This is a genomic window from Spongiivirga sp. MCCC 1A20706 (assembly GCF_046524175.1).
Classification (GTDB): Bacteria; Bacteroidota; Bacteroidia; order Flavobacteriales; family Flavobacteriaceae; genus Spongiivirga.
In genome coordinates this window covers 651,538-676,655 of sequence record NZ_JBEFZF010000002.1, presented here as the reverse complement: position 1 = coordinate 676,655, position 25,118 = coordinate 651,538, and the positions used below count along the sequence as shown (strand labels likewise).

Annotated in this window: 26 protein-coding genes; 8 read left to right on the top strand and 18 right to left on the bottom strand. The window is 35.7% G+C overall.

Going from position 1 to position 25,118, the window contains the following annotated elements; all coding sequences use genetic code 11:
- Positions 1–59: 59 nt before the first annotated feature.
- The gene (locus ABN763_RS07215; protein WP_410484771.1) at positions 60–476 is read left to right on the top strand and encodes a hypothetical protein; all 417 of its coding nucleotides are present in this window, start codon (positions 60–62) and stop codon (positions 474–476) included.
- Between the two features lie 31 nt (positions 477–507).
- Here ABN763_RS07215 and ABN763_RS07210 read toward each other — a convergent pair whose 3' ends face one another.
- Both ABN763_RS07210 and ABN763_RS07205 read right to left on the bottom strand, forming a co-directional pair.
- Positions 508–888: a DUF3127 domain-containing protein gene (locus ABN763_RS07210; RefSeq protein WP_410484770.1), complete on the bottom strand. Its 381-nt coding sequence runs from the start codon at positions 886–888 to the stop codon at positions 508–510.
- Positions 889–896: 8 nt separating this feature from the next.
- A complete protein-coding gene (locus ABN763_RS07205) occupies positions 897–1,772 on the bottom strand; it encodes a flavin reductase family protein (RefSeq protein ID WP_410484769.1) in 876 nt (291 codons plus the stop codon).
- Between the two features lie 117 nt (positions 1,773–1,889).
- Between ABN763_RS07205 and ABN763_RS07200 the strand changes: the two genes are divergently transcribed.
- Positions 1,890–3,050 carry a sensor histidine kinase gene (locus tag ABN763_RS07200; protein WP_410484768.1) on the top strand — a complete coding sequence of 387 codons (1,161 nt, stop codon included), beginning with the start codon at positions 1,890–1,892 and terminating at the stop codon, positions 3,048–3,050.
- On the opposite strand, the gene ABN763_RS07195 is transcribed toward ABN763_RS07200, so the two are convergent.
- Complete coding sequence (locus ABN763_RS07195) at positions 3,047–3,436, bottom strand: HIT family protein (protein ID WP_410484767.1); 390 nt, start codon at positions 3,434–3,436, stop codon at positions 3,047–3,049. The genes ABN763_RS07200 and ABN763_RS07195 overlap by 4 nt on opposite strands.
- 106 nt (positions 3,437–3,542) lie before the next feature.
- Positions 3,543–4,019, bottom strand: a complete 477-nt coding sequence (gene greA, locus ABN763_RS07190) for a transcription elongation factor GreA (RefSeq protein WP_410484766.1) — start codon at positions 4,017–4,019, stop codon at positions 3,543–3,545.
- A gap of 190 nt (positions 4,020–4,209) precedes the next feature.
- On the opposite strand from greA, the gene ABN763_RS07185 reads away from it, so the two are divergent.
- Entirely contained in the window at positions 4,210–4,638 is a 429-nt protein-coding gene (locus ABN763_RS07185) for a hypothetical protein (protein ID WP_410484765.1), read from the top strand.
- A gap of 65 nt (positions 4,639–4,703) precedes the next feature.
- On the opposite strand, the gene ABN763_RS07180 is transcribed toward ABN763_RS07185, so the two are convergent.
- Positions 4,704–7,160, bottom strand: coding sequence for a TonB-dependent receptor (locus ABN763_RS07180; protein ID WP_410484764.1), 2,457 nt, complete (start codon positions 7,158–7,160; stop codon positions 4,704–4,706).
- Between the two features lie 315 nt (positions 7,161–7,475).
- Here ABN763_RS07180 and ABN763_RS07175 point away from each other — a divergent pair, with 315 nt between their 5' ends.
- Entirely contained in the window at positions 7,476–9,905 is a 2,430-nt protein-coding gene (locus ABN763_RS07175) for a hybrid sensor histidine kinase/response regulator (protein ID WP_410484763.1), read from the top strand.
- Here ABN763_RS07175 and ABN763_RS07170 read toward each other — a convergent pair.
- The 7 genes from ABN763_RS07170 to ABN763_RS07140 all read right to left on the bottom strand — a co-directional run bounded on the left by ABN763_RS07170 (position 9,883) and on the right by ABN763_RS07140 (position 15,765).
- Positions 9,883–11,208: a sigma-54-dependent transcriptional regulator gene (locus ABN763_RS07170; protein WP_410484762.1), complete on the bottom strand. Its 1,326-nt coding sequence runs from the start codon at positions 11,206–11,208 to the stop codon at positions 9,883–9,885. The two genes, ABN763_RS07175 and ABN763_RS07170, sit on opposite strands and share 23 nt — an antisense overlap.
- 267 nt (positions 11,209–11,475) lie before the next feature.
- Positions 11,476–11,790 (bottom strand): hypothetical protein, encoded by a 315-nt coding sequence (locus ABN763_RS07165; protein WP_410484761.1) that lies wholly within the window; start codon positions 11,788–11,790, stop codon positions 11,476–11,478.
- Positions 11,791–12,106: 316 nt separating this feature from the next.
- Positions 12,107–13,663: a DUF4301 family protein gene (locus tag ABN763_RS07160; RefSeq protein WP_410484760.1), complete on the bottom strand. Its 1,557-nt coding sequence runs from the start codon at positions 13,661–13,663 to the stop codon at positions 12,107–12,109.
- A 2-nt stretch (positions 13,664–13,665) separates the two neighbouring features.
- Positions 13,666–14,232, bottom strand: a complete 567-nt coding sequence (locus ABN763_RS07155) for an AAA family ATPase (protein WP_410484759.1) — start codon at positions 14,230–14,232, stop codon at positions 13,666–13,668.
- The gene (pnuC, locus tag ABN763_RS07150) at positions 14,193–14,825 is read right to left on the bottom strand and encodes a nicotinamide riboside transporter PnuC (protein WP_410484758.1); all 633 of its coding nucleotides are present in this window, start codon (positions 14,823–14,825) and stop codon (positions 14,193–14,195) included. Before pnuC ends, ABN763_RS07155 begins: the two co-directional genes overlap by 40 nt.
- Positions 14,809–15,069, bottom strand: a complete 261-nt coding sequence (locus tag ABN763_RS07145; RefSeq protein WP_410484757.1) for a YkoF family thiamine/hydroxymethylpyrimidine-binding protein — start codon at positions 15,067–15,069, stop codon at positions 14,809–14,811. Before ABN763_RS07145 ends, pnuC begins: the two co-directional genes overlap by 17 nt.
- Positions 15,070–15,141: 72 nt before the next feature.
- A complete protein-coding gene (locus ABN763_RS07140) occupies positions 15,142–15,765 on the bottom strand; it encodes a 4'-phosphopantetheinyl transferase family protein (RefSeq protein WP_410484756.1) in 624 nt (207 codons plus the stop codon).
- A 65-nt stretch (positions 15,766–15,830) separates the two neighbouring features.
- Between ABN763_RS07140 and ahcY the strand changes: the two genes are divergently transcribed.
- Positions 15,831–17,141 carry an adenosylhomocysteinase gene (gene ahcY, locus ABN763_RS07135; protein ID WP_410484755.1) on the top strand — a complete coding sequence of 437 codons (1,311 nt, stop codon included), beginning with the start codon at positions 15,831–15,833 and terminating at the stop codon, positions 17,139–17,141.
- A 64-nt stretch (positions 17,142–17,205) separates the two neighbouring features.
- On the opposite strand, the gene ABN763_RS07130 is transcribed toward ahcY, so the two are convergent.
- Both ABN763_RS07130 and ABN763_RS07125 read right to left on the bottom strand, forming a co-directional pair.
- Entirely contained in the window at positions 17,206–17,955 is a 750-nt protein-coding gene (locus ABN763_RS07130) for a LytR/AlgR family response regulator transcription factor (RefSeq protein WP_410484754.1), read from the bottom strand.
- A gap of 2 nt (positions 17,956–17,957) precedes the next feature.
- Positions 17,958–19,037: a sensor histidine kinase gene (locus tag ABN763_RS07125; protein WP_410484753.1), complete on the bottom strand. Its 1,080-nt coding sequence runs from the start codon at positions 19,035–19,037 to the stop codon at positions 17,958–17,960.
- Between the two features lie 249 nt (positions 19,038–19,286).
- Here ABN763_RS07125 and ABN763_RS07120 point away from each other — a divergent pair, with 249 nt between their 5' ends.
- The 3 genes from ABN763_RS07120 to ABN763_RS07110 are packed head-to-tail and all read left to right on the top strand — an operon-like array spanning position 19,287 to position 22,605.
- The gene (locus tag ABN763_RS07120) at positions 19,287–21,674 is read left to right on the top strand and encodes a TonB-dependent receptor (protein WP_410484752.1); all 2,388 of its coding nucleotides are present in this window, start codon (positions 19,287–19,289) and stop codon (positions 21,672–21,674) included.
- 16 nt (positions 21,675–21,690) lie between these two features.
- Positions 21,691–22,236 (top strand): DUF1569 domain-containing protein, encoded by a 546-nt coding sequence (locus ABN763_RS07115; RefSeq protein ID WP_410484751.1) that lies wholly within the window; start codon positions 21,691–21,693, stop codon positions 22,234–22,236.
- An 18-nt stretch (positions 22,237–22,254) separates the two neighbouring features.
- Positions 22,255–22,605 (top strand): hypothetical protein, encoded by a 351-nt coding sequence (locus ABN763_RS07110; protein WP_410484750.1) that lies wholly within the window; start codon positions 22,255–22,257, stop codon positions 22,603–22,605.
- Between the two features lie 34 nt (positions 22,606–22,639).
- Here ABN763_RS07110 and ABN763_RS07105 read toward each other — a convergent pair whose 3' ends face one another.
- The 4 genes from ABN763_RS07105 to ABN763_RS07090 all read right to left on the bottom strand — a co-directional run bounded on the left by ABN763_RS07105 (position 22,640) and on the right by ABN763_RS07090 (position 24,986).
- Entirely contained in the window at positions 22,640–23,236 is a 597-nt protein-coding gene (locus ABN763_RS07105; protein ID WP_410484749.1) for a hypothetical protein, read from the bottom strand.
- 154 nt (positions 23,237–23,390) lie between these two features.
- On the bottom strand, positions 23,391–23,651 hold the full coding sequence (rpmA, locus tag ABN763_RS07100; RefSeq protein ID WP_410484748.1) for a 50S ribosomal protein L27: 261 nt from the start codon (positions 23,649–23,651) through the stop codon (positions 23,391–23,393).
- Positions 23,652–23,689: 38 nt separating this feature from the next.
- Positions 23,690–24,409, bottom strand: coding sequence for a 50S ribosomal protein L21 (rplU, locus tag ABN763_RS07095; protein WP_410484747.1), 720 nt, complete (start codon positions 24,407–24,409; stop codon positions 23,690–23,692).
- A gap of 121 nt (positions 24,410–24,530) precedes the next feature.
- On the bottom strand, positions 24,531–24,986 hold the full coding sequence (locus ABN763_RS07090; RefSeq protein WP_410484746.1) for a DUF4199 domain-containing protein: 456 nt from the start codon (positions 24,984–24,986) through the stop codon (positions 24,531–24,533).
- Positions 24,987–25,118: the final 132 nt, after the last annotated feature.

Here is a 25,118-nt window from a genome sequence, read left to right as displayed (position 1 = left end):
TCAGTGTAACATAATCGTTGATTTATATACCTATTAGATACATCAATTTTATTATAATCATGCATAATGTAGATACGTATCGTACTTTGTTCATTATAAAAGGAATACTTACCCTAGTATTTTCACTCTTCTTTGTGCTCTATATGGCTATGGGTGGATTTTTTAGTGCAGCTATCATGCTAGATTCTAGCAATAATGACTTACCATTTAATCCAGGGATGATTTTTGTAATTATAGGAGGTATCGGCTTTCTCATTACTATAACTTTAGGCATATTAACCTTATATGCAGCTAAGTATTTGGGCCAACGCACCAACTATACTTTTATTTTTGTGGTTGCCATTCTTAATTGTCTTACAGGCGCATTAGGCATTGTTCTTGGCGTATTGACCTTGGTAGAGCTTAATAAGCCAGAAATAAAAGCACTATTTAGTGCACAAGAACATGGACTTATACCAACAAAAAATCCCTACTAAAAAGCAGGGATTTTTTGTTGGTATTTACTTTTTAAAAAGGTAAATCGTCGTGCTCTTCTTCGTTTAGATCCGTAGCTGGTTCGAAAGCTTCCATTGGCGGTACAGGCGGCACGCCTTGGTTCGTATTGGCTGCTGGAGCTAAATTCTCAATTCTCCAACCTTGTATCGAGTTAAAATATTTGGTTTCGCCTTGCGGGTTTACCCACTCACGTCCTCTAATATTAATACTAACTTTTACTTGCTGCCCCACTTGATAGCTATTCAATAAATCACACTTATCTTGAATAAACTCTATTAAAATATGTTGCGGGTATTGCTCATCCGTTGTTACCACCAATTCGCGTTTTCTAAAACCATTACTTCCATAGGTTTTAGTTTCATCAATCATCTTAATACTTCCTGTAATTTCCATCGTTATTTTTAATTTATTGCCAACAATACTTTCCAAGCTGAAAGTACTTCATTTTTATTTAAATATTCTTGTGCTTTTAAATGAACTTTTTCTTCATCATCAGCACTTAAAATAGCTTTTATCCCAATAGACTTGTTCACAAAATTTGCAACCTCATCGCTACTAGGCAGTGCATCTACATTACCTAATTTACCCAAATCATTACCAGTTAACACCTTACTGTTTTTAATTTCATAAGGTATTTTATCAACTCCTATACCCAAGCTCGACAAAGGTTTTGGCACTTCAAACATACCCATATTTGCACGACTATACCAGTTACCCCCCATACGCGCCACTAGGTCTATTTTATGCTGATCAATAATTCCATTTTCATCTAGTACTGCTTCTTCAATATGCATTTTTACCACTTCGCAGATAACCAAGTTACCTGCACCGCCTTCGGTTCCTAATTTAGTGACTTCTTTAACGAAACACTCAAACTGCACTGGAGACTCTTTAACACGAAATGGCTTTACTTTTTCTGAACGAACCGCTGTTAAACCTGATTTTTTAAACTCGTCGACTCCTTCTGCATACTCCGTGCTAGATAATGACATTTGTTGTACAATATCGTAATTTACAACATTGATAACCACCTCCCCGGTGGCCTCTGCATTTTCTAGCGTATGTTTAGTAGTATTATTACGTACCCGTCTTGCCGGAGAAAAAATTAAAATAGGGGGATTTGCACTAAACACATTAAAAAAGCTAAAAGGTGATAAATTTGGCCTACCCTTGACATCAATGGTACTCGCAAAAGCTATAGGTCTTGGACCAATTGCACCCAACAAATAACCATGTAGTTTTGGTATCGCAATTTCTTTCGGGTCTATTGATAACATCCTTACTATTTAATTTGTAGCAAAAGTAACTAAAGTCGTGCGCTCAAAAAAAGGAATATAGATAAAGGTATCATCAAATTAACTTATATTTAATCGCTGTAACACCAACGCACCTAAATGTTATTTGAAGACCAAAAAACGATAACAAGACGCATTATCATTGTTTGCTCTTTTATTGTTGTTGTACTTATCGTTTGGAATACCAATTCATTGTTCCGTATTATGAAAACTGAGGAACGCGTTAAAATGGAAGGCTGGGCCGTTGCACAGCACGAAATACAACGACAGGACCCGGATGAAGATATAAGCGAATTAGCATATTGGTATACGGTTCGGGGTAAATTGAGCTCTCCTATGATTATCGTTGATAAAAATGATAGTATTGTTGGTTACGATAACATTGACACCTTAAAAATTGCAAAAGACCCCAACTACATCTACAAAATGTTGGAACGAATTAAAAAAGACAATGAGCCCATTAAAATTGAGTATGACAATTTTTTAAATCAACGGCTTTATTATGGAAATTCATCCTTATTAAAAAAGCTTACCTACTTCCCGATTGCTCTTGTATTAATTATTGTACTTTTCGCCACTGTCACCTATTTCTTTTATCGCACCTCTAAAATATCAGAACAAAATAAGCTTTGGGCCGGTATGGCTAAAGAAACAGCGCATCAAATAGGCACCCCATTATCATCATTACTGGGTTGGATTGAGATACTGCGTTCTCAGAATGTAGAGGAAAGTACTTTAGTAGAGATCAATAAAGATGTCGAACGCCTTCAAACCATTACCGAGCGTTTTTCTCAAATAGGATCCATACCAAAATTAGAAAGAACTAATATTATAGCTGAAACGACCAATACCTTCAATTACTTAAAAATGCGCAGTTCGAAACTCATTACATTTGAATTGCAGGTCCCAGAAGATTTTATTTATGTAAACTTAAACTCGCAATTATATAGCTGGACCATCGAAAATTTAGTTAAAAACGCTATCGATGCTATGAAAGGAAAAGGTCTTTTACGGGTAGTTGCAAGATTAAGTGACAAAGAGGTAAAGATTAAGATTATAGACACGGGAAAAGGAATCCCTAGAAGCCAGTTTAATCAAATATTTGAACCGGGATTTACCTCAAAAAAAAGAGGATGGGGCCTTGGCTTATCTTTGGCAAAACGCATTATAGAAGACTATCATCAGGGAAAATTACGTGTTAGCCATTCAGAAATTGGAAAGGGCACGACTATGGAGATCGTATTGAATGTTATTGCCTAGACTTTTTTAGAAAGTTCGCTGGCTAAAGCAGCAAACTCCTCTTGCAATCTAGCAGTGTTATTCTTAAAATCCATATCACTCATTGAATTTATAGGAATAAGGTGCACATGTGCATGAGGTACTTCTAAACCCACAACAGCTATACCTACCCGGTTACAAGGCACTACCTTTTCGATAGCTAAGGCTACTTTTCTTGAAAATTGCATTAGCCCATTATAAGTACCTTCATCAAGATCAAATATTTTGTCAACCTCTTTTTTAGGAATGCACAGAGTATGGCCCCAAGCGTTTGGATTAATATCCAAAAATGCTAGAAACTCATCGTTTTCAGCTACCTTATGACAAGGGATTTCCCCTTTAATAATCTTGGTAAAAATTGAAGCCATCTTTTTTATTTGTTATTGTTAAAAGTAGAAAAACGGTTATCAAAAAACCAGCTAACAACTATATAATTGTTTAACTGGTTTTTACGGTTGATTAAAAATAGAATTGTTATTCTCGAGTAATCTCTAAAATGTCAAATTTAAGAGTGCCATTAGGCACGTTAATCTCTGCAACTTCTCCTACTGACTTTCCTAAAAGTCCTTTTCCTATTGGTGAATTAACCGATATTTTTCCTGATTTAAGATCAGCTTCGCCATCAGCAACCAATGTATAATTCATTTCCATACCATTGGTTTGGTTTTTTATTTTAACTGTAGATAATACCAATGCTTTTGACGTATCGAGTTGCGACTCATCAATTAATCGTGCTCCAGAAAGCGTTTCTTCTAATTTTGATATTTTCATTTCTAGAAGTCCTTGCGCTTCTTTAGCAGCATCATACTCCGCATTTTCCGACAAATCACCCTTATCTCTTGCTTCTGCAATTGCTTGCGAAGCACGAGGTCGCTCCACATCTTTTAAATGACTTAGCTCGTCCCTTAGTTTTTTTAATCCTTCTTGGGTATAATAAGACACCTTGCTCATAATTTCAATTTCATTTTATTATAGCTCATATATAAACACAAAAAATCCCATCATAGCGGGATTTTAATCAAATATACGAATAATTTAAGCGATTATTGATGTATATAACCCTCATTGCAAATAAATGTTAATCCAAAATAAACATACACATTACTGTGTTTTGTTTAACTACCTTGCAAAAAAGAACTGCATGAATCGATTTATTATACTACTGTTTTTATTGGTGTTTTTATCTTGTAAAAACGATGACAATCGCCTAAATAGAAATCCATTTTTATTGGATACTGCTTTTTCTTTCGATATCAACCTTTCCTTAAATAGCAACTTATCATTCACTGGCAATAGCCAGTATTTTGCAAATGCTGGTATTGGGGGTATTATTGTTTTTAACTCAGGTATTGGTTTTGTTGCCTGGGAAGCCAGCTGCCCAAATCATGTGCCTAATAATTGCAGTACGATGCAGGTAAACGGAGTGGAAGCCCAATGCAGTTGTGAAGATTATCGTTATAGCCTTGGCAACGGGCAACTTTTAAATCCACCAGGAGGGGATCAACAGGTATACCCAATGCTTAATTATCGAGCAATAGAAAGTAACGGAATTGTAACGGTTTCCAATTAATAAAATCACCGTTCCCAACCCCCCTCCTTTTTAGGAGAGGGAATTAAAGGGAGCGCGTTATATACCTAAAAATTTAATGTCATTCCTAATAAAAAGTTAGTGCCAGCTTGCGGATAAAGAAAGTTTTCAGTGATTGCTGGGTCGTTAGAGCCTTCTGGTCTGAAAAAATAGCTAAAAGTATAACCATTGGATTCATACAACTCATTTAAAAAGTTGTTTACCAACAAATCAAATCGTACCTCTTTAATCCAATTTGGTTTTAGCACCCAAGACGCATTAAAATTGTTAACGAAGTAACTGTCTATTTTCTTGCTATCGCTTGATGTATTGTCTAAAAATTGATTCCCAACATATTTACTAAGCACGCTTAGTTTAAGTTGTTCTACTGGTTGATAGCTTATAACACTACCCGCTATAATATTTGGAGAAAATGCAATATCTGTATCTTCTAAAGTGGTGGTAACCGGTCCAAAAGAAACAGTATCGAAAGTAGCAGGGTCAAACTGAGTATCGAAAACAAGAAAGTCAAATGATTTTATTCTGTTTTGACTTAAAGTGGCATTGGCAGAAAACGTCCATTTTTGTACAGGCTTATATGTTGCTTGCAGCTCAATACCCGCACGATAACTTCTATCTACGTTCTGTCTAATTGGCCCACCGGTATCATCAATTGCACCCGTTAGTACTAATTGATCTTTGTAGTCCATAAAATAGAAATTGGCATTAAATGCTAATTCATTATTCTGTAGGCGATACCCAAATTCCCAATCAAATAGCTGTTCTCTTTTTGCATTGGGGTTGTTAATTAAATCGTCTCGGTTTGGCTCTCTATTTCCAACGGAAAACGAACCATATACCGTTTGGTTTTTATCAAAAGCATAAGACAATCCCATTTTAGGATTAAAAAAACCAAAATTTTGATCGACTGCTATTGGGAGTAAATCAGAACTTGTACCAAATGTCTGGTAATCAACAGCGCGGTATTGCAGGTCACCAAATACTAAAAACTGCTGATTAATATTATATTCAGCTTTCGCATAAACATTGATGTCTCGTTTGTCTCCATTGCTAAAATAATACTCTGTACCTGTTGCAATTGCTGAAGGAAACGTGTCTGAAATGATTTCCCCAAAATGATCACCATCATATCTTGTAAAACTTCCACCAAAATTGGCATTAAGCCCTTCGACTTTATAGTTCAAAGAATATACCAAAGCATAAAAATCGTTATCTAACCAACGTCTTCTCACTACATCACCACCTTCATCAGTATTTGGACTGTTGGGAAAATAATCGCCTAGATCATCACCTTCTCTAAATTGCTCGAAAAACCCACGACCATACGTATAATTAAGTGATAAATTACCTGAAAACTTATCATTAAATTGATGGGTTGCATGCAATTGATAGTGGTCTTGATTGTAGTTATCAACCTGATTTTCGTAAGTATAAAAGTTATACGTACGCCCAGAATTTAATAGATTTTCTGCTTCTGCATCACTTAAAAAATTACGATCAATATATGCTTGTATATCAGCATCAGTACCCTTAACCCTTGATTCTGGTGTCCCAAACCACGATTGATACGTACGTTCTTGCCCTCCGAAAACAAGAGCTTTTATCGCTGTGTTTTGGTTTAAAAACCCACCTTCAACATAAAAAGATTTAAGATCAGAAGTTGCTCGATCTATATACCCATCAGACTGAATTTTTGATAATCGAACCTCAGCATAAAATCCGTTTCTAAGCCCAGTTCCTAATTGAACATTATGACGATTGGTACCAAAAGAACCGAATGAGTTTATGATAGTGGCATAACTTTCTGATGATGGTTTATTCGTCTTTAAATTAACCGTTGCACCAAAAGCAGCAGCACCATTTGTCGATGTCCCCACCCCTCTTTGCACTTGAATATCATCTACTGATGACACAAAATCAGGCATATTTACCCAAAAAGTCCCTTGAGACTCTGCATCGTTATACGGTATTCCGTTAATAGTTACATTCACACGAGTTGCATCGGTACCTCGTACCCGAATACCAGTATAACCAATACCCGCACCTGCATCTGACGTAGTGACTACTGAAGGTAGCTGGTCTATAATAATAGGTAAATCTTGTCCAAGGTTGATTGATTGTAACTCCTCCTTAGTGATGTTGGTAAAAGCTATAGGTGTTTTGGCAGTCACCCGTGTAGCTGATACCAGTACCTCGTCTAAGGCAAATTCTCTTTTTCCCAATTGCACATCGAGGGTAGTGTTTTTTAAAATTACCACCTCCTTTTCAAATGGCTCGGGTGCCAAATAATTAAATTGAAGCGTGTATGTACCTTTTGATAATGTAAGCGCATACTTCCCCTCAAAATCTGTGGTAGTTCCTATAGTTGTTCCTTTAATGATTATAGAAACTCCAGGAAAAGGTTGATTGTTTTCATCGGTGACTAAGCCCGATAGTTTGAATTGTTCTTGTGCAATGGCAAATTGAACTAAAAATACCGCTGCAATTGATAATAAACGTTTCATTCGTATGAAATTTATACGAATAAAAGGGGTCATTATTCAGTTTGTTAATAAATGATTCTTGGCAACATTTGACAATGTGCCAACCGCGTTCCTAAACAGCATTACCTGTTCTAGGTTCAATGGGTATAATCTCAGCCTTTTCAGTTTAGAAGTATGGGTTACAAGTGTTACTCTTAACTATAAACCCTGAACTCATAACTGATCAAAGCACCCCTTCGAGATGTGAACGCAAAACTACAACCAAAACGGGATATAAAGAATCAAAATTTCACTTTTTTTAGAGCTATTAGATGTAGTTCTACCGTATATATATTGATGTCAAAAGCAAAGAAATCAATTACCACTAAGGTTATTTTTGGTTACATACTGGTAACCGCAGTGGCTGCATTTGCGGTAGTATTTCTTTATAATCAACTCCCTTATTTTTCAAAAGCCGCAACCACACCGGAAAGCAAGAACGAACAACTACTGATTATCAGCAACACCTTAACCAATTTATATGCAGCCGAAATTTCGGCTAGAGCGGCCATGCAATCTGGATCAAAAAAGAAATTTGAAACCTACCAAAACCAGATCACAACGATTAAAAAAACGATCGATTCGTTGTTAGTTGCTTACCCAAATCCGGAACAGGTAGATAAACTTGACAGCATTAAGGTTTTGTTAGATAAAAAGACAGCTACAGTTAAAGAGCTTTCGTCTTTAAAGAGAAAAGAGCTTTCTAAAAACTATTACAAAAAAGCCATTGACGAGCTATCCAAAACTGATATCATTTTTGAAGACTATGAAAATGACCCTAGGTTGGCCGATTATGATCCGTATGTCAAAAGAGTTATTGTAGACTACCTTGAATTTTTAAGAAGTGACAACAAGAAAAAACAGCATACTGATTCTTTAGCGCTTGCAGTTAAAAAAACACTAGCTAAACTTAACGAACAGAATATGCGTTTTAAAAAAGTACTCTCTAAAAAGGAGCGTTCTTTATTAGAAAGTGATCAGACAATAACCAATAAAATTAGAGGCATTCTTGTGGATGTTGAAAAGGGGGCAATCTTAAGGTCTATTCAACAAAACAAACAGTTAGAAAGTAGAATGTCTAGAACGGCAAAAACCCTAAAATACACGGGATTTGGGGCTTTATTTATCATATTAGTTTTTATATTAATAATCGCTCGAGATAATAAAAAAAGATATGAATATGAACAGCAATTAGAGACCTCAAAAAAGTATGCAGAGTCAATCTTGAAGAGTAAAGAACAATTAATGGCAGCCATTACCCATGATCTTAGGGCGCCGCTAACTACCATTTCCGGTTTTACTGAATTACTTGAACAAACCGATCAAAACAAAAAACAACGACATTATATCAACCAGTTAAAAAGTGCCACTAACTTTACTCTACAACTGGTAAATGATTTACTTGTTCTTTCGAAATTACAAAGCAACAAAGTTACTATCGAGCCAAAAACATTTGAGGTCGCTTCTTTATTAGATCAAACCTTTAACGAGCTGACTAATAGTGCTCCTAACCCCCGTATCAAATATATTCTTGACATTGAAAAAATTAAAGGCAAACAGATAGTAACCGATCCACTTCGAATCAAACAAATTGTAGTTAATTTATTGTCCAATGCCATTAAATTCACTGAAAATGGGAGCATCAGTCTCCGGGCTGATATTGATAATAGAAGTGATAAACCTTATTTGATAGTAGATGTAACAGATACGGGAATCGGCATAGCAAAAGACAAACAAGAACTTATTTTTGAGGAATTTACGCAGGCAGATAATGACACAGAAGATGTATATGGTGGTAGTGGGTTGGGTTTAACCATTGCTAAAAAACTCACTTACTTACTAGGCGGATCGATTAGCGTTATAAGTGCATTGGGAGAAGGCTGTACCTTTAGAATGGAAATCCCTGTTGATCTTGATGCTAATCAGACTTTAAAAGAAAACAAGAACTTTATCAAACAAAAGGATATATCTAACCTAAAAAATAAATCAATTTTAATTGTAGACGATGACCCCAATCAGTTAACCTTACTCAAAGAGGTATTATCAAGAAATGGCTTAAATGTGACCGCAAGGAACAATGCAAAACGCGCTTTATCTATACTAAAGGAAAGATGGTTCGATCTAGTAATTACTGATATACAAATGCCCAATTATGATGGTTTTTGGTTTGTAGACAGACTTCAGAAAAATGGGGTTTCCACCCCTATTATTGCCTTGTCAGGTCGCACAGACTTGTCTATCGATGCGTATATTAATGCAGGGTTTATCATAAAAGTTGACAAGCCTTACAAATCTCAATTTCTGTTAGAAGCACTGGCTACTGTTCTAAGTGGAGAACGCTTTATTGAAACAAAAAATAATCAGTTAGCTGAGACTAAAAATAACATTATCTATGATCTATCAGAAATAGGGGAATTTGTTCAAGGTGATTCCGATGCTGTAAAAAAAATTTTAGAAGTATTTATTGAAAACACTAAAGAACAACTCGTTACATTACAAAAGCATACAACCAACCGTACAAAAATTGGTTACATCGCTCACAGATTGACCCCCATGTTCAAACAAATTGGTTCAAAACAAATCGTCACTATATTGGAAGTTTTAGAATTTAACAATGAAGCTTTATCTGATTATGAACTTTCGAAACTCATCGAAGATCTTGGGAATTCTGTTCAATTCTTATTCAGTCATTTAGAGGATGAAATTAGCCAATCCCATACAACTTGAGTTTGTTGTAAAGTGTTTTACGATCAATCTGCATTAGTTTAGCTGCTTTAGTTTTATTTCCTTCTGTTTCTTGTAATGCTTTTTTTATTAGTACTATCTCATTATCTGCATTATATAAACTAAACTTTTCCTTAGTAGCGGTTTCTGTCATTTCTGATGGAAGAACAACAACTTCAATCAAACTTCCAGACGATAGCAAAACCCCCCTTTTAACCACATTTTTTAGTTCTCTCAAATTACCTGGCCAGTTATATGCATTGATCAATTCTTGGGCCTCTTCTGTAAATCCAACGATATTCTTATTAAGATCGAAATTAGCCTGTTCCAAGAAATGCAAAGCGAAAAGCATTAAATCGTTGCCACGATCTTTTAATGATGGCACCTTAATTGAAAATTCATTAAGCCTATGATATAAATCTTCACGAAACTTACCACCTACTGTTGCTTTGGTCAAATCTTCGTTGGTCGCTGCAATTACTCTTACATTTACCGTGATCTCATTATTACTGCCTACTGGTTTAATTCGGAGTTCTTGCAATGCCCGCAACAATTGTACTTGAGTTTCGTAACTCAAATTTCCGATTTCATCTAAAAAAAGAGTTCCTCCATTCGCGGCTTCAAAATGACCTATTTTGTCATTAATTGCCCCTGTAAATGAACCTTTTAAATGTCCAAAAAACTCACTAGCTGCTAATTCTTTCGGGATAACACCGCAGTCAACTGCAACAAAGGGTTGATCTTTTCTATTGCTCTTTGCATGAATGGTTCTTGCGACATTTTCTTTTCCGGTCCCACTTTCGCCAATAATAAGAACTGACATATCCGTTGGGCCGACTAAGTCAATAAATTCGTTTAACTTTCTTGAAGCTGGACTAGATCCTTTTAAAAACTTGGGGCTACCATTAGGAATAACATTTTGTTTTTGCCGCGTCTCCGGTTCAGTCACTACTTTTAACGCAGCCTCTACTTTTTCTAGTAATATATTTGGCTGAAAAGGTTTTTCTATATAATCAAAGGCTCCATTTTTCATGGCATTTACCGCAGTAGAAATATCAGCATAGCTGGTCATAACCATAACTGGTGTTTCTTTTTTATCTGCTTTTATTTGATTTAATAACCAAAGGCCATCCTGATCGGGTAAACGAAGGTCGGTAATTACAAGGTCCAGACTCCCTTCCTTTAATTTAGCTAACCCGGTTTTAGCATCATATGAAGTCTCTACTTGGTATGATTTTTTGCCAAGAAAGGTCGCCAACATTGTAGAAAATGCGACATCATCGTCTATGATAAGTAGTTTAGGCATTTACATTAAGGTTATTTTATATACGCAACGACCCGTGTTAACGGACTTTTAAAATTTGTCAAAAAAAATAAGAGAGGCCATTAAAAATGACCTCTCTTAAGCAGCTCCGTTAAAAGCTAAACTAACCCTAAATGAAAATAATCAACTAATTCTACTTAAAGAACTCGTAAACTTTTACTCGATAATCGAGATTAATATATTTCAAGGCTCGCCTCGAAATCTAAATGATCTCTCAATACATAGCACTTAAGCTTGCTCAGAGATCTTTTATTTTTCTTCTTCTTGCTTAATCCAATTTCCTTCAGCATCACAATAAACAGTAGATGTTTCACCAGCTTTATCCGCTAATTCTAATTTAAAAGTAAGCGCGTCTGCTGTTGCATAGGCTTTTGATATGGTGTGCTCTGCATAGTCCTTTGCTGCTGCATCTTTTACTGCTTGTGGCAAATTATCAACTGCAATCTCTACGAAATCTTGAGTTGCAGATGTTACAACAGCGGTTTCAGCTTCGTCAGCTTGTTGAGCCGTAACGCTAAATACAAATCCTAAGGCTAACGCAGGTACTAACAATAATTTTTTCATGATATAATTCTTTAAAATTTACAAAGTGTTTTACTTGCTTATTTCTAAAGGAATAGTTGTGCCAAAAAATTAAATGAAATAATACATAAATTGTAACATATTGATTATCAATATGTTAATTTTGATAAAAGAAAAATGAAACCTAAATCAGCTCTTCAAATTTTTTGTAGATTCTACAGTTTGGGTGTGGAATTTTTCCACAAATTGATTTGTTCATAGCAAGAATACTTTAATCTTTTGCTCTTAGTTTTGTGGTTATATAAAATCTAAATCGACTTACTTGGAAGACATATTTTTGCTTTCTAATGAGCTAGACTTACTCGTCTTTTACCTGATGTGCAGGTTTGAATAAGTCATTTACCGTTTTTACCGGATTAAATGTTGTTAAAGGAACTTGTACGAAGATGGTGTTCCAATTTGCCATAGCCCCATTCCATAGCCCTGGCAGCTCTAAAGCTTTCAATTTCTTGCCATCTTTTGATTTTGCAGCGATGAAATAGGCTTTCTTATCCACAAACTTTGTGAGGTCATATTTAATACCATGATGATCACGCACACCACATACTAGATCAACTGGATTAAAATGCGTCGACTTTTTGAACAATTTGGTTTGTTCTTTGTCCTTTTTATTTATCTGTGCTGACTCTACAATCTGCAAACTTGTGATACCACTTTCATGTTTTACCCAAAAGGGTCCTCCACCAGGTTCCCCTTCGTTTTTGACCATCCCACATATTCTAATTGGCCTGTTTAATTTTTCAAGCAAATATTCAACCTGATATTTTCGAGCATATTTTTCAAACTCAGAACTTACCTGTACGTTTAAACTACTATACACAAATTGAAGTATTTCTTCTAGATCAAGCGAATCGGGATTAGCTTCTAAAGCTCTTGAATATCGAAATATTTGTCGCTGTAATTCAAGTAATTTACCAGCTAAAACTTTCTTATTTGAAGTAACTGCCTCTTCATACCGCTGTACTACCACATTGTCAATATTTTTAATAAAAATAATATCAGCGTCTATGGTATTTAAATTTTCGATTAAGGCGCCATGTCCTCCTGGTCTAAATACTAATTGACCCTCATTGTCTTCAAGTAAGTTATTTTTCAAGTCAACAGAAACCGTATCAGTATAGGCCTTCTGAAAAGAATACTCAATATCAAATGCGATTCCAGTTTTTTCTGAGACTTTGGCCTGTATCTCTTCTTCCTTATTCTTGAATTTTTCAAGGTGATCTTCAGATACAGTGAAATGTAATTTAGCATACTCGTTATTGGCTGCGTATCCAGCTGCTTCAAACAAATGTTCTTGAAAGGGTGTTGCCAAATGGCTCTTATATTGATGAAAAGGAATAAGACCTTTTGGGAAAGCGCCATAATCTAAACCAACCTCAGTAACCAACGTTTTAACAAAAAGAAGTCGAAAAGCATCGGAAGAAAGCCCATTGTAGTTTGGTTCAACTTCCTTTAATTGCGCTAGTACTTCATTGTAAAAAGGCAACTTTTCAATTCCCACAAAAAAAGTACGTAAGCTTGTTTCTCTTTTTCTATTAATATATGCGTTAATTGATTCTTTTTCGACATTGTAATCATTAAGAAACTCGAACAGAAACTTAAACATACGGGTCGCTGCGCCTGAAGCAGGCACAAACTTTATAATATCAAGGTTATTCTTAGCATTTTCATACACCTCAGCAAGATGGAAGGCTTCTTTGTCTAAAACAGTTATGCCATTATCTACAGTGGCAGGAGCAATAATATTCAATGGTAAAATTCCAGATTTAAATAGCTGTAATTGTCTGTTTAATTCATTCTCGCTTATCCCTCTATCAGCTAATTGGGTTTTATGTTGGTCTGTAAGTTCTAGCATATTTATGTTGTGTTCAGTAAACGATCGATTTCTCTTACTGCGGTATTAAAACGCTCTTTTTTGGTTCCTTTCACTAAAATATATGGCCTATCATATTGATCAAGAGTGTTTTTAAAATAAGTGAACATCCTTTCTCGTTCATCTGGCTTGTCTCTTAAATCATCAGCCACCCACGGAGTATCGATATACGTTAACAAATATAGATGGTAGGTATTTTGTAATGCGTACTTTTCAAGTAGGGGATCACAACTACCAACATAATACGCTTCAGAATATACTTTAGTCTCCAATAAATCAGTATCACAAAATAACAGTTTATCGGCGTTTAAGGTAAGCCTATTCTCAGCTGTAATTTGTCCCGCTGCTATTGGTAGCAAATCTTCCGGCTGACAAACTTCTTTGGTTTTGTCCCATTTCTCTTGAAGATATTCTCGCGCATATTCAGCAACCCAAGGCTCCTTATAATGAGCAGCCAATTCCTTAGACAGGGTTGTTTTTCCTGTAGATTCCGGGCCAAAACAAACAATTTTTATAATGTTACTGGAGTGCTGTCTAAGTTTTTCTTCCATGCGCGATACCCTTGAATAGCAAGTATTGTAAAAATAAGATATTGCAACGATAACATTCCCAAACCTCTATAAGCATACAATGGAACGGTTATTAAATCTGCAAAAATCCATAAAGTCCAGTTTTCTATTTTTTTATTTGCCATATACCACATTGCAGTAAAAAATACTCCAGAGGTAAAAATATCAATGTAATTAGCAGCTTCTATTTCATAATTAGCAGTTTTATACACTAAAAACGTGACCAGCATTGTGATTAGAAACATACCAAAACCAATTAATTTCTCTTTTCCATTTGTACGTGATATTTTGATCACTTTTAGGTTCTCTCTTTTTCTTGACCAATTCCACCAACCGTAGATACTCATAATTGAATAATAAAAATTCATCATCATGTCTCCAAAATACGCTGCTTTATAAAGTAGGTAAACTGTAATGATTGTTGCTACTAGACCGATAGGATAAACAAGAATATTATCTTTTTTAGCATAAACGACACTTGCTATTCCAAAAACAAATGCAAAGGCTTCTAGAATTATAAAAAAAACGGAAGTATCCTTATAGGACTCCAGAAAAAAATCAAAAATGGGGCTCATAATTGCTTCTATCTGATTTTACGACTTTCATATTTACTAGAATATGATCTACATTTTCAAAAGCTGTTTTAACTTCCTGTTGGATAAATGGCATCACCTCATCATATGCACCATAAATTTGAGTACTAAGCGGATTTTCAAGAACAGTGAATTTAGATGCTCTAAGTTTTTTAATGAATGCAATAATCGGTTGTTCAAAATTATCTTGAAGCGGTGTTAACGTAAGTTCGATTGATATGTTCATTTTTTAGTATTGAGTAGTTAGTAGTTAGATTTGAGATACTATTAATAGTTGAGTTTCTTGCTTCTTAAAAATCTAATCCTCTAGAGCGTAAACGCAGGTATACCCATCAAATTCTAACCAATGAAGTTGATATTTTTGAGCTACTTCTTCAAAATGTGCCCAGGCTTTTCCCAATTGTTCATCAACTTGAAAGGGAATGACTTTAACATGATCCTTAAAACTCAATCCTCTCGGAGGGAACATCTTATAAATAGCCTCTTTGGCTCCCCAAATTACAGTTAATATTCGAACATAATCACTATCAGTAGTATATTCAAACTCATATTTTAAAAACTTATGTGCAATCACCTCTATTTTATCACGCTGCATTTCTATATCGATCCCAACATTCTCATCACTAACAATAATGCCTGAATAACTGAACGAATGAGTAATAGAAATATGCTTCCCATCTTTCAAGTGAGGTTTCCCTTCTTCATCGTAAAACAAATCGAAATCAGAATAGCCCGCCTCCGCCAATAACATACGTACACTTAGAAATCCGCGTTGATGCTGAACAGATTTCATACCATTAACCCGTTCTTGAGAAGTGGGTTTTAAATCCATTCTCTTCAAAAAATCATCTCTGCTTTCGTCTATTTTCCAGATATATACCCGGCTATTATTCTCAAGTGTTATTGTTTTGTAAAGAGGCATCTACTACCAAGTTATTATGTACCTTTGCACAGCAAAAATTTCAGACGAAAGTAAACATAAATACAATGAGTACAAACACAGTTCCATACACGGCTTATAAAGTAAAAGATATTACACTTGCTGACTGGGGAAGAAAAGAAATTGAATTGGCAGAGGCAGAAATGCCGGGATTGATGTCTTTGCGTGAAGAATATAAAGATGAGCAGCCTTTAAAGGGGGCTCGTATTGCAGGTTGTTTGCATATGACGATTCAAACTGCGGTTTTAATTGAAACTTTAGTGGCACTTGGCGCTGAAGTTACATGGAGTTCTTGTAACATTTTCTCGACACAAGATCAAGCTGCCGCTGCAATTGCAGCTGCCGGTATCCCTGTTTATGCTTGGAAAGGAATGAATGAAGAGGAGTTTGACTGGTGTATCGAGCAAACATTATTCTTTGGTGAAGACAGAAAACCTTTGAATATGATTCTTGACGACGGTGGTGACTTGACCAATATGGTTTTAGATCGTTATCCGGAGTTGGTTGAAGGAATTAATGGACTTTCAGAAGAAACTACCACTGGTGTCCACAGATTGTATGAGCGTATGGCAAATGGAACATTACCAATGCCAGCGATTAACGTCAATGACAGTGTTACCAAATCAAAATTTGATAATAAATACGGTTGTAAAGAAAGTGCTGTTGATGCAATTCGTCGTGCGACGGACGTAATGCTTGCGGGAAAACGCGTGGTCGTTTGTGGTTATGGTGATGTAGGCAAAGGTACTGCAGCCTCATTTAAAGGTGCGGGATCGATTGTTACGGTTACCGAAGTTGATCCTATTTGCGCACTGCAGGCAGCAATGGACGGTTTTGAAGTAAAAAGATTGGAAACTGTTGTTGCCAATGCTGATGTGGTAATCACCACAACAGGAAACAAGGACATTGTTAGAGGGGAACACTTCGAAGCAATGAAAGACAAAACCATTGTTTGTAACATTGGCCATTTTGATAATGAAATTGATGTTGCTTGGTTAAATAGCAACAGTGAAAAAGTAGAAATCAAGCCTCAAGTTGATAAATACAACATTAATGGTAAGGACATTATCTTGCTAGCCGAAGGTCGTTTGGTAAATTTAGGTTGTGCAACAGGCCACCCAAGTTTTGTAATGAGTAATTCATTTACAAACCAAACACTGGCGCAAATTGAGCTTTGGAACAATATAGAAAACTACAAAAACGAAGTATATATGCTGCCAAAGCATCTTGATGAAAAAGTAGCAAAACTTCATTTGGCTAAAATTGGAGTTGAATTAACAGAACTTAGAAAAGATCAAGCGGATTATATTGGTGTAAAAGTTGAAGGACCGTTTAAACCGGAGTATTATAGATATTAGTATTGAGTACCTAGTATTGAGTATAAAGTATTGACCCCGACCTTTTTTGGTTGGGGTTTTTGCTTTAACAATCCAACCACTTTTTAAAGTTACTGGTCCGTTCTCTAGAAACTATGATCTGATCTTCATTTCTAGGATTTAGTTTAAGCAATAACCGACTATTAAAGTAACTGTGTATTTCTTCAACAGCATTTACAGAAACAACATATTTTCGGTTAATTCTGAAAAAATGAATAGGGTCTAATATTTCTTCTAATTGGTCCAAGGAATACTCAATCGGATAATTTTTCCCCTTATACGTATATAAGCAAATAGCGCCGTCATCTGATTTAAAATAGGCGATATCATCCACTTTAAACATATTAAACTGGTTGCCAATTTTTACCATAAAACGGTGCTTATATTCTTTGGTAAACATGGATCTTAGTTGATCAATTTTGTCCGGTGAATCCTTCACCGGTTGCGTTTTGTGAAATTTATTCAGTGCATTTTCCAAATCTTTTTTATCGATGGGTTTTAATAAATAGTCAAGGCCATTATACTTAAAACCTCTTATCGCGTATTCATTAAATGCGGTGGTAAAAATTACCGGAGCATGATTATCTAATGCATCTAAGATGTCAAATCCATAACCATCGTTTAGTTGAATATCCAGAAAAATAATATCCGGTTGTCGCTCCTTTTTAAACCATTTTAATCCGCTTTCTACCGAGGTTAGTTGTGCTACAATCTCAATATCAGGTGCTAGTTCACCAATCAGGTTTGCCAACCTTCTTGATGCGATATTCTCATCTTCTACTATTACTGCGGTCATAACTAACTAACGGCTAATAATGATAATGGCTTAACATTTTTTGACAATAAGGGAATGCTCACTCTAAAAAATTCTTCAGACATTACAGTACTTACTTTTTTATCGGTGTAAAAAGAGTATCGTTTCTGGATATTTTTTAATCCCAACTGTGTACTTGGCTCTTCTAAAGGTCGTTTGTGTAAATTATTCTTAATCACAATCTCAAAATCTTTGGCTTCGATTCTAATCTGTAGTGGTTTTTCCTTTGAAAAGTAATTGTGCTTTAACGCATTTTCTACTAACATCTGCAACGATAAGGTTGGTAATAAAAAATCTTTTGGGTTCACCATAATATTGGTAGATATCGTGACAGAATCCTTATGTCGTATATCCATCATAAAAATAAAAGAGTCTAAAAAATTGAGCTCTTTTTCTAAACTTACTAAATCCTGCTCTCTATTATCTAAAATATACCGATAACAAGATGCCAATCTTGATACAAAGTCAGAAGCTAAATCCCGATCTTCATACATTAAAGAAGTAAGTGTATTTAGGCTATTAAACAAAAAGTGGGGACTAATCTGGTCCTTTAAGGACTTGTATTTTGACAGTGTAGCTTCTTTTGCCACTTCGTGCAATTTATTCTCGACCTCTTTACTTTGCTTTAGTGAAAAATAAAATAAATTAAAGGCCATCAGACTTAAGCAAAGAACCACCGAGCGTAAAAAGTCAATGCGAAATCGCAGCCAAGGATCATTAGGATTTAGCCTACAAATATCATCAAAAACAAAAATTCCTGAATAGTAAATTATTGCAGAAACTGGCAGAAACAAAGCCAAATTGGTTAACAGTATTTTTGAACTACTGCCAAGATCAAGCGTACTATTGGGATGTCTCTTTAAATATCTTTTTACCAGCCAATCATTGGTCTCCCACGTATAGAAAAAAAGAAAAACAGCAGTCCCAAAGTAAAACAAGACGGTAGCTATATGCTCTTTTTCCTCGGTAACAGAGCTGTCATCGATAGTTAGCTTAATGAGGCCAAACACCACTATTACAACTAAAAACCGTAACGAATATTTTTTTAGCTTCTGCTTCAACATCTTTTTTAAACACTTGATAACGATAAATATAAGTAACCATAAATCAATTTAACGCTTAATTTATGCAAACTGTTCTATTTATCATTGAATTGTTGATTTTCTAGGTTTAATCGTTTTTCAGTCTGATTGCACCAGGAAGCACAGTTAAACATACGTATTCGTTGTTTTACAAGACAAATCTTCGTTTAAAGAATCCGCACTTCAAAATACCGCTAACGCTTTTCATATTTGATCAAAACAAAATCAATCATGAAAAAGCTATTTACCATAACATGTATGCTATTAACGTTCTTTCTACATTCACAAGTAGGTGTTATCAAAGGACTAGTAACCGATAAACAATCTGAAATGCCTTTAGAAGGGGCTACTGTTGAATTACTGAATACTGAGACTGCAACTGGCATCGTAACAGATTCCGATGGCTATTTTAGATTGAATAACGTACCAGTAGGTCGACAAATAATAAGAGTAAGTTATATTGGTTTTGAAACCACTACCATTCCAAATATTGTTGTTACATCTGGAAAAGACGCTGTAGTCAACATTAAACTAGTAGAATCTTTTAATCAACTAGATGAGGTGGTGCTGTCAAGTAGCAATACCAATAAGGACCAAGCGCTGAACAAATTAGCAACGGTATCAGCCCGTCAGTTTAGCGTTGAAGAAGTCAACCGATTTTCAGGTGGACGTAGTGATGTGGGCAGGCTTGCCGCCAACTTCGCCGGTGTATCAGCTCCTGATGATAGCCGAAATGATATTGTTGTAAGAGGAAATAGCCCAACCGGATTATTATGGCGACTAGAAGGAATCCCTATTCCAAGCCCTAATCACTATTCAACCGCAGGTACAACTGGCGGACCCGTATCGGCTTTAAATCCAAACATGCTGAAAAATTCAGATTTTATTACCTCAGCGTTTCCTGCGGAGTATGGTAATGCCCTAGGTGGCGTATTTGATCTTGGATTTAGAAAAGGGAACATCGATGATTATGAATATACTGCACAGGTCGGGGTTTTTACCGGCGTGGAGGTGATGGCTGAAGGGCCTCTTGGAAAAAACAAAGGCTCGTTTTTAGTTGCTGGGCGATACTCGTTGGTTGGTCTTATCGGTGCGGGAGCAGGCGGTACAGCCGCTACCCCTAATTATAACGATATCTCATTTAATTTTGATTTCGGCAAGAGTAAACTAGGTAGTTTTAGTTTATTTGGAATCATTGGAAATTCTGATATCGAGTTTTTAGGTGATGACATTGACGAAGATGATTTATTCTCGGCTGAAGATGAAAATGCATTTGTCGATTCAGGATTTGGGGTAGTCGGACTAAAACATAGCATACCCATTGGTAATAACTCTTACCTAAGGACTGTGCTTTCGGGTTCCTTTTCTACAAATGAGTTTACCGCTGACAGATTTATTAATAAAGACACTCCGCAGGAACGCGTTATATTATATAATGAATCGGATAATAACGAAAATCGTTTGAGCTTTTCTACCCTATTTAATTCAAAACTCAGTAATAAAAGTACGCTTCGCGGAGGGGTTTTAGTAGAAAATTTTGGTATTGACTACGATCAAAGCACCCGTGACGAACAGCCTGACAATGATGGTGATGGCGACCCTGATCTTTTTAATTTCAACAACATTGATGACAATCTAAGTATCATACAACCCTATATTCAGGGACAATTTAGACTTACTGAAAAATTAACGCTCAACACCGGCTTGCATGGTCAGTACAGTTCATTAAATGAACAATTCGTTTTTGAACCTCGAGCCGCAATTAATTACGCAGTAGCTCGTAACCATAAAATAAACCTAGGTTACGGAATTCACCATCAGTCGATTCCCCTACCCTTATTATTTTTAAATGAAAATATTAACGGTTCATTGGTTCAAACCAATCGTGACCTTGATTTTGTGCAAAGCAGTCACTATGTGCTTGGTTATGATGCTAAATTATCCAATAGCTGGAGAGCAAAGCTTGAGGTCTATTATCAAGATATCTCAAAAGCCGGAGTAGAATCGTTCCCTTCATTCTATTCGACCTTAACTGAGGGGGCTGATTTTGTATTCAGTAACGATAAAGTATCGCTAGTCAATGAGGGTTCAGGTTTTAACCAAGGTATCGAACTTACTGTAGAGAAATTTTTTGATCAAGGATATTACGGATTGCTTACTGCATCATTGTTTGAAAGCAAATACGAAGGAAGCGATGGCATCGAACGTAACTCTCCATTTAATAACGGTTATGTAGTAAATCTATTAACCGGTAGAGAATTCAAAATAGGCAAAGCGAAACAGAACATTCTTTTTTTTGATACCCGACTCACCGCTTCTGGTGGCCGCTATTTCACCCCTATTGACCTGGCGGCATCACAAGCAGCAGGTTTTGAAGTGACCCAAGACGATATTGCATTTAGTGAGCAATATGATGGTTATTTTAGATGGGACGTAAAATTTGGTATTAAGCTAAATAGTAAGAATAAAAAGCGATCACATCAATTTTATGTTGATTTACAAAACGTTACCGCAAACGAAAACATATTTGCCGCACGCTATAACCGATTAACCAATGAGATCAATCAGGTTGACCAAATAGGGTTTTTCCCAGATTTCGGATATAAATTTCAGTTTTAACTAAGCAAAAATCATCATGATCAAAAGAGTTATCACATCAATCATCATAGTACTTATTATGTTATTTGTAACAGCTGCAATTGTGAACAACAAAGAGCAAGATCCTAATTTTCTGAATGATGAAATCGTCAGAATAGAAAAATATATCCAGTATGGCGATGCACAGAACACTAATGTATCACAAGTAGCTGTTTCATGGCATCTAGATCACATTTTAAAAACCGTCAATAGGATTACCGAAAATCTAGAAACATCAGATCCCAATGCATATGAAAGCAGCTTTAGCGTACCTCGATTAATGTCTAATACATTTGGGTTTATTCCAAGAGGTCGGGCAGAATCCCCACAAAGTGTGCGACCACCAGAGGTTGTTAAAACAGAAGACATTTACAATCAATTAGAAGAAGTAAGACAGAACCTTCAAAAAATTGAATCATTAGATGAAAATGCTTTTTTTGAACATCCGGTTTTTAGTAATTTAAATAGAGATCAAACCAGGCGATTTTTAAAGGTACATACCCAACATCATTTAAAGATCATTCGAGATATACTAAAGAACTAAAATTTAAAAGATAACATCATGTCTTATTTGATTAAAATTTCGTTACTCATTAACATTGTTGTTTTAGTGCCGATTTGTTATGGCCTCATCACAAAAGCTAGCTGGGTCGACGCCAGTTACGGGAGTTTTACTCCGGCCAGAGGAATTTTACTTTCAGTATATATAGCCATTTTACTAGGCTCGATGTTACTTCTTTTTAAGCCAGACCCCAAATTTGTTGCTGCGTTGTTAGTTGTGCAAATCGTGTATAAATTTACGACGCCGTTTACTGTGGGTACAGCAACTAATCCTGTTGTGATGAGTAACCTAATTATTGCATTTTTTCATACGATCACCCTAGTTGTTATTTGGCAAAATAATCTGATGTAGTTTTGGGTAATTCATTCTAAAGGAAGACAGTAACCTACAATCTCATTTTAGGATCACTCTCATAAGCTGAATCAATGGCAACCAAACGATCAAGAATTTCAGCAAACAATTGAAAAAGTAATTTTAGCGTTTCTTTGTTTTTTAAAATCCCGGCTTGTTCAAAATACAACACATTCACACCATCGGGATACTTCTTTCCAAACCAACCTTCATCTTTTCGTATGGAAACGCTAACCTTTGGGATCATTTCAAATAGTATTTTGAGTTTAGGGTCCCGAAGGAACTTTCTTATTTTATTATTATTGTTGGATTGGATAATGTAATTATTGTCAAAACGAGGGTCTCCTATTTCGATGTCCTGCATGCCAAAGAACTTACCAATATCTGCAAAAAAACCTTCACGGTAAATCTTAAAATAAAAGCTATCCTTATTCAAGAAGGGGACTCTAAGTCTGGTATACGTTATTTTATCGCGATGAATAGTATCTAAGAGCAGTTCCCACTCCTTATGATTGTATCGTAATTCGTTGGTTTTCCAAAAGCCACGATCTATAAACTCACCGTCGATATCGTTGGCAATTTGTTTCCAGATTTCATCTTTTGATGGACCAAAAAGGGAATGGCGTGACATAATTTATGATTTATGTATAGTTAATTAGTAATCCTGTTATTATTAATGTTACAATAAACTACAATCATAATTTAATTAAATCACATATGACCGCAAAATAAAAACCCCATCCAAAACGGACAGGGTTTTTAATTCCTTTAAAGAAAACAGGTTATTATGCCTCAAATGGCACGATAGATACGAATGATTTTCCGCCCTTTTTCTTTTCGAACTTTACAATACCATCTACTTTGGCATGTAAAGTATGGTCTTTACCGGCATACACATTTTCACCAGGATTGTGCGCAGTACCGCGTTGTCTTACGATGATGTTTCCTGCAACGGCAGCTTGACCACCAAATATCTTAACACCTAAGCGTTTCGATTCTGATTCTCTACCGTTTTTAGAACTACCTACTCCTTTTTTATGAGCCATGTCTAAAGTTTTATTTTGTTAGTACTTGGTAGTGAAAATTACTTTTCTACACCACCGTCTAATTTGTCTTGTAATTCCTTAAGTTCATCCCACTTACCATCAGCAGCCAATTTAGCTTGCTTTGGCCATGTGTCAGTTACGTGATTTCCGCGAACTCCTTCAATGATCTCAGAAATTTTAGCCGGCTTCGCTTTTGCAAGATCAGCAAACGTTGCGATTCCTGCAGCAACCAAAGTCTCAGCAATTTTAGGACCAATACCTTCAATTTTCTTAAGATCATCAGCTTTAGCAGCCTTTTTCGGAGTGGCTTTTTTCGGAGCAGCTTCTTTCTTAGGCGCTACAGCTTTTTTAGCAGCTGGCTTTGCTTCTTCCTTTTTAGGAGCAGCAGCCTTTTTAGCAGCTGGTTTTTCAGCCTTTGCTTTGGCAGGAGCAGCTTTTTTAGCGCCACTAGCTTTAATTTCTTCAATAATGATCTCTGTCAATGACTGACGGTGACCATTTTTTACTTTGTAACCTTTACGTCTTTTCTTTTTGAAAACGATTACTTTGTCACCTTTAAGGTGCTTTAAGACTTTTGCCTCAACAGCGGCTCCGTCTATAGCCGGGGCGCCAATGGTAACTTTGCCAGCGTCATCTAATAACATTACGTTGTTAAAAGATACTTTAGCCCCTTCTTCAGATGCTAAACGATGTACAAAAACCTTTTGGTCTTTCGCAACTTTAAATTGCTGCCCTGCTATCTCTACAATTGCATACATAGCGTACGTGTTAATTAAAATTGTTATTTGCTTTTACACATGCTTCAAACACAGGTGATTAAACCCTTGTTTTGAAAGCGGTTGCAAATATACTTCTATTTAATTAAATGGCAAAGTGTTTTTAGGTAGTTTGAGTAATGTTTCTGCTCTTTTTAAAAAGTTGCATAAACGCTAGCGTTAACACTACAGAAGATGCGAATCCTTCAATGATTAGTATCGCAATTAATATGCCAGGCCCCTGGGCGTATGATGACTTCCAATAATCTAATAATGCATCAACAAAAGCAGGATCAATATGATACATATAAATTGCCATAAAAACAACAAATAGTACTGTTGCAATAAATCCTGTTAAAAGCCCGGTTTTAAATCCCCCACCATAACTGAAATCTTCATCTTGATCTGCTTTATAAAACCTAATTGAGCTATAAATTCCAAAAGAAACAATCACTCCGTTAAACAAACGAAGCCATGGGTTTTCATGCAATCCAACTAAGCGTAGAATTAAAAAATACGCTACTAACCCTGCGAAAATAAAAAGCGCATATCGAACTGACGAGCCTGCTTCTTTTAACATAATTAATTGGTTTTATGGTTGATAGTTATAAAAAGGTACTGATTTTATATGAAAAAAGAAAAAGCTAAGCGATCAAATACATTTATTAAAACCAATATAAATACTGCATCAATGGTTATTTTTGTAAAAAGT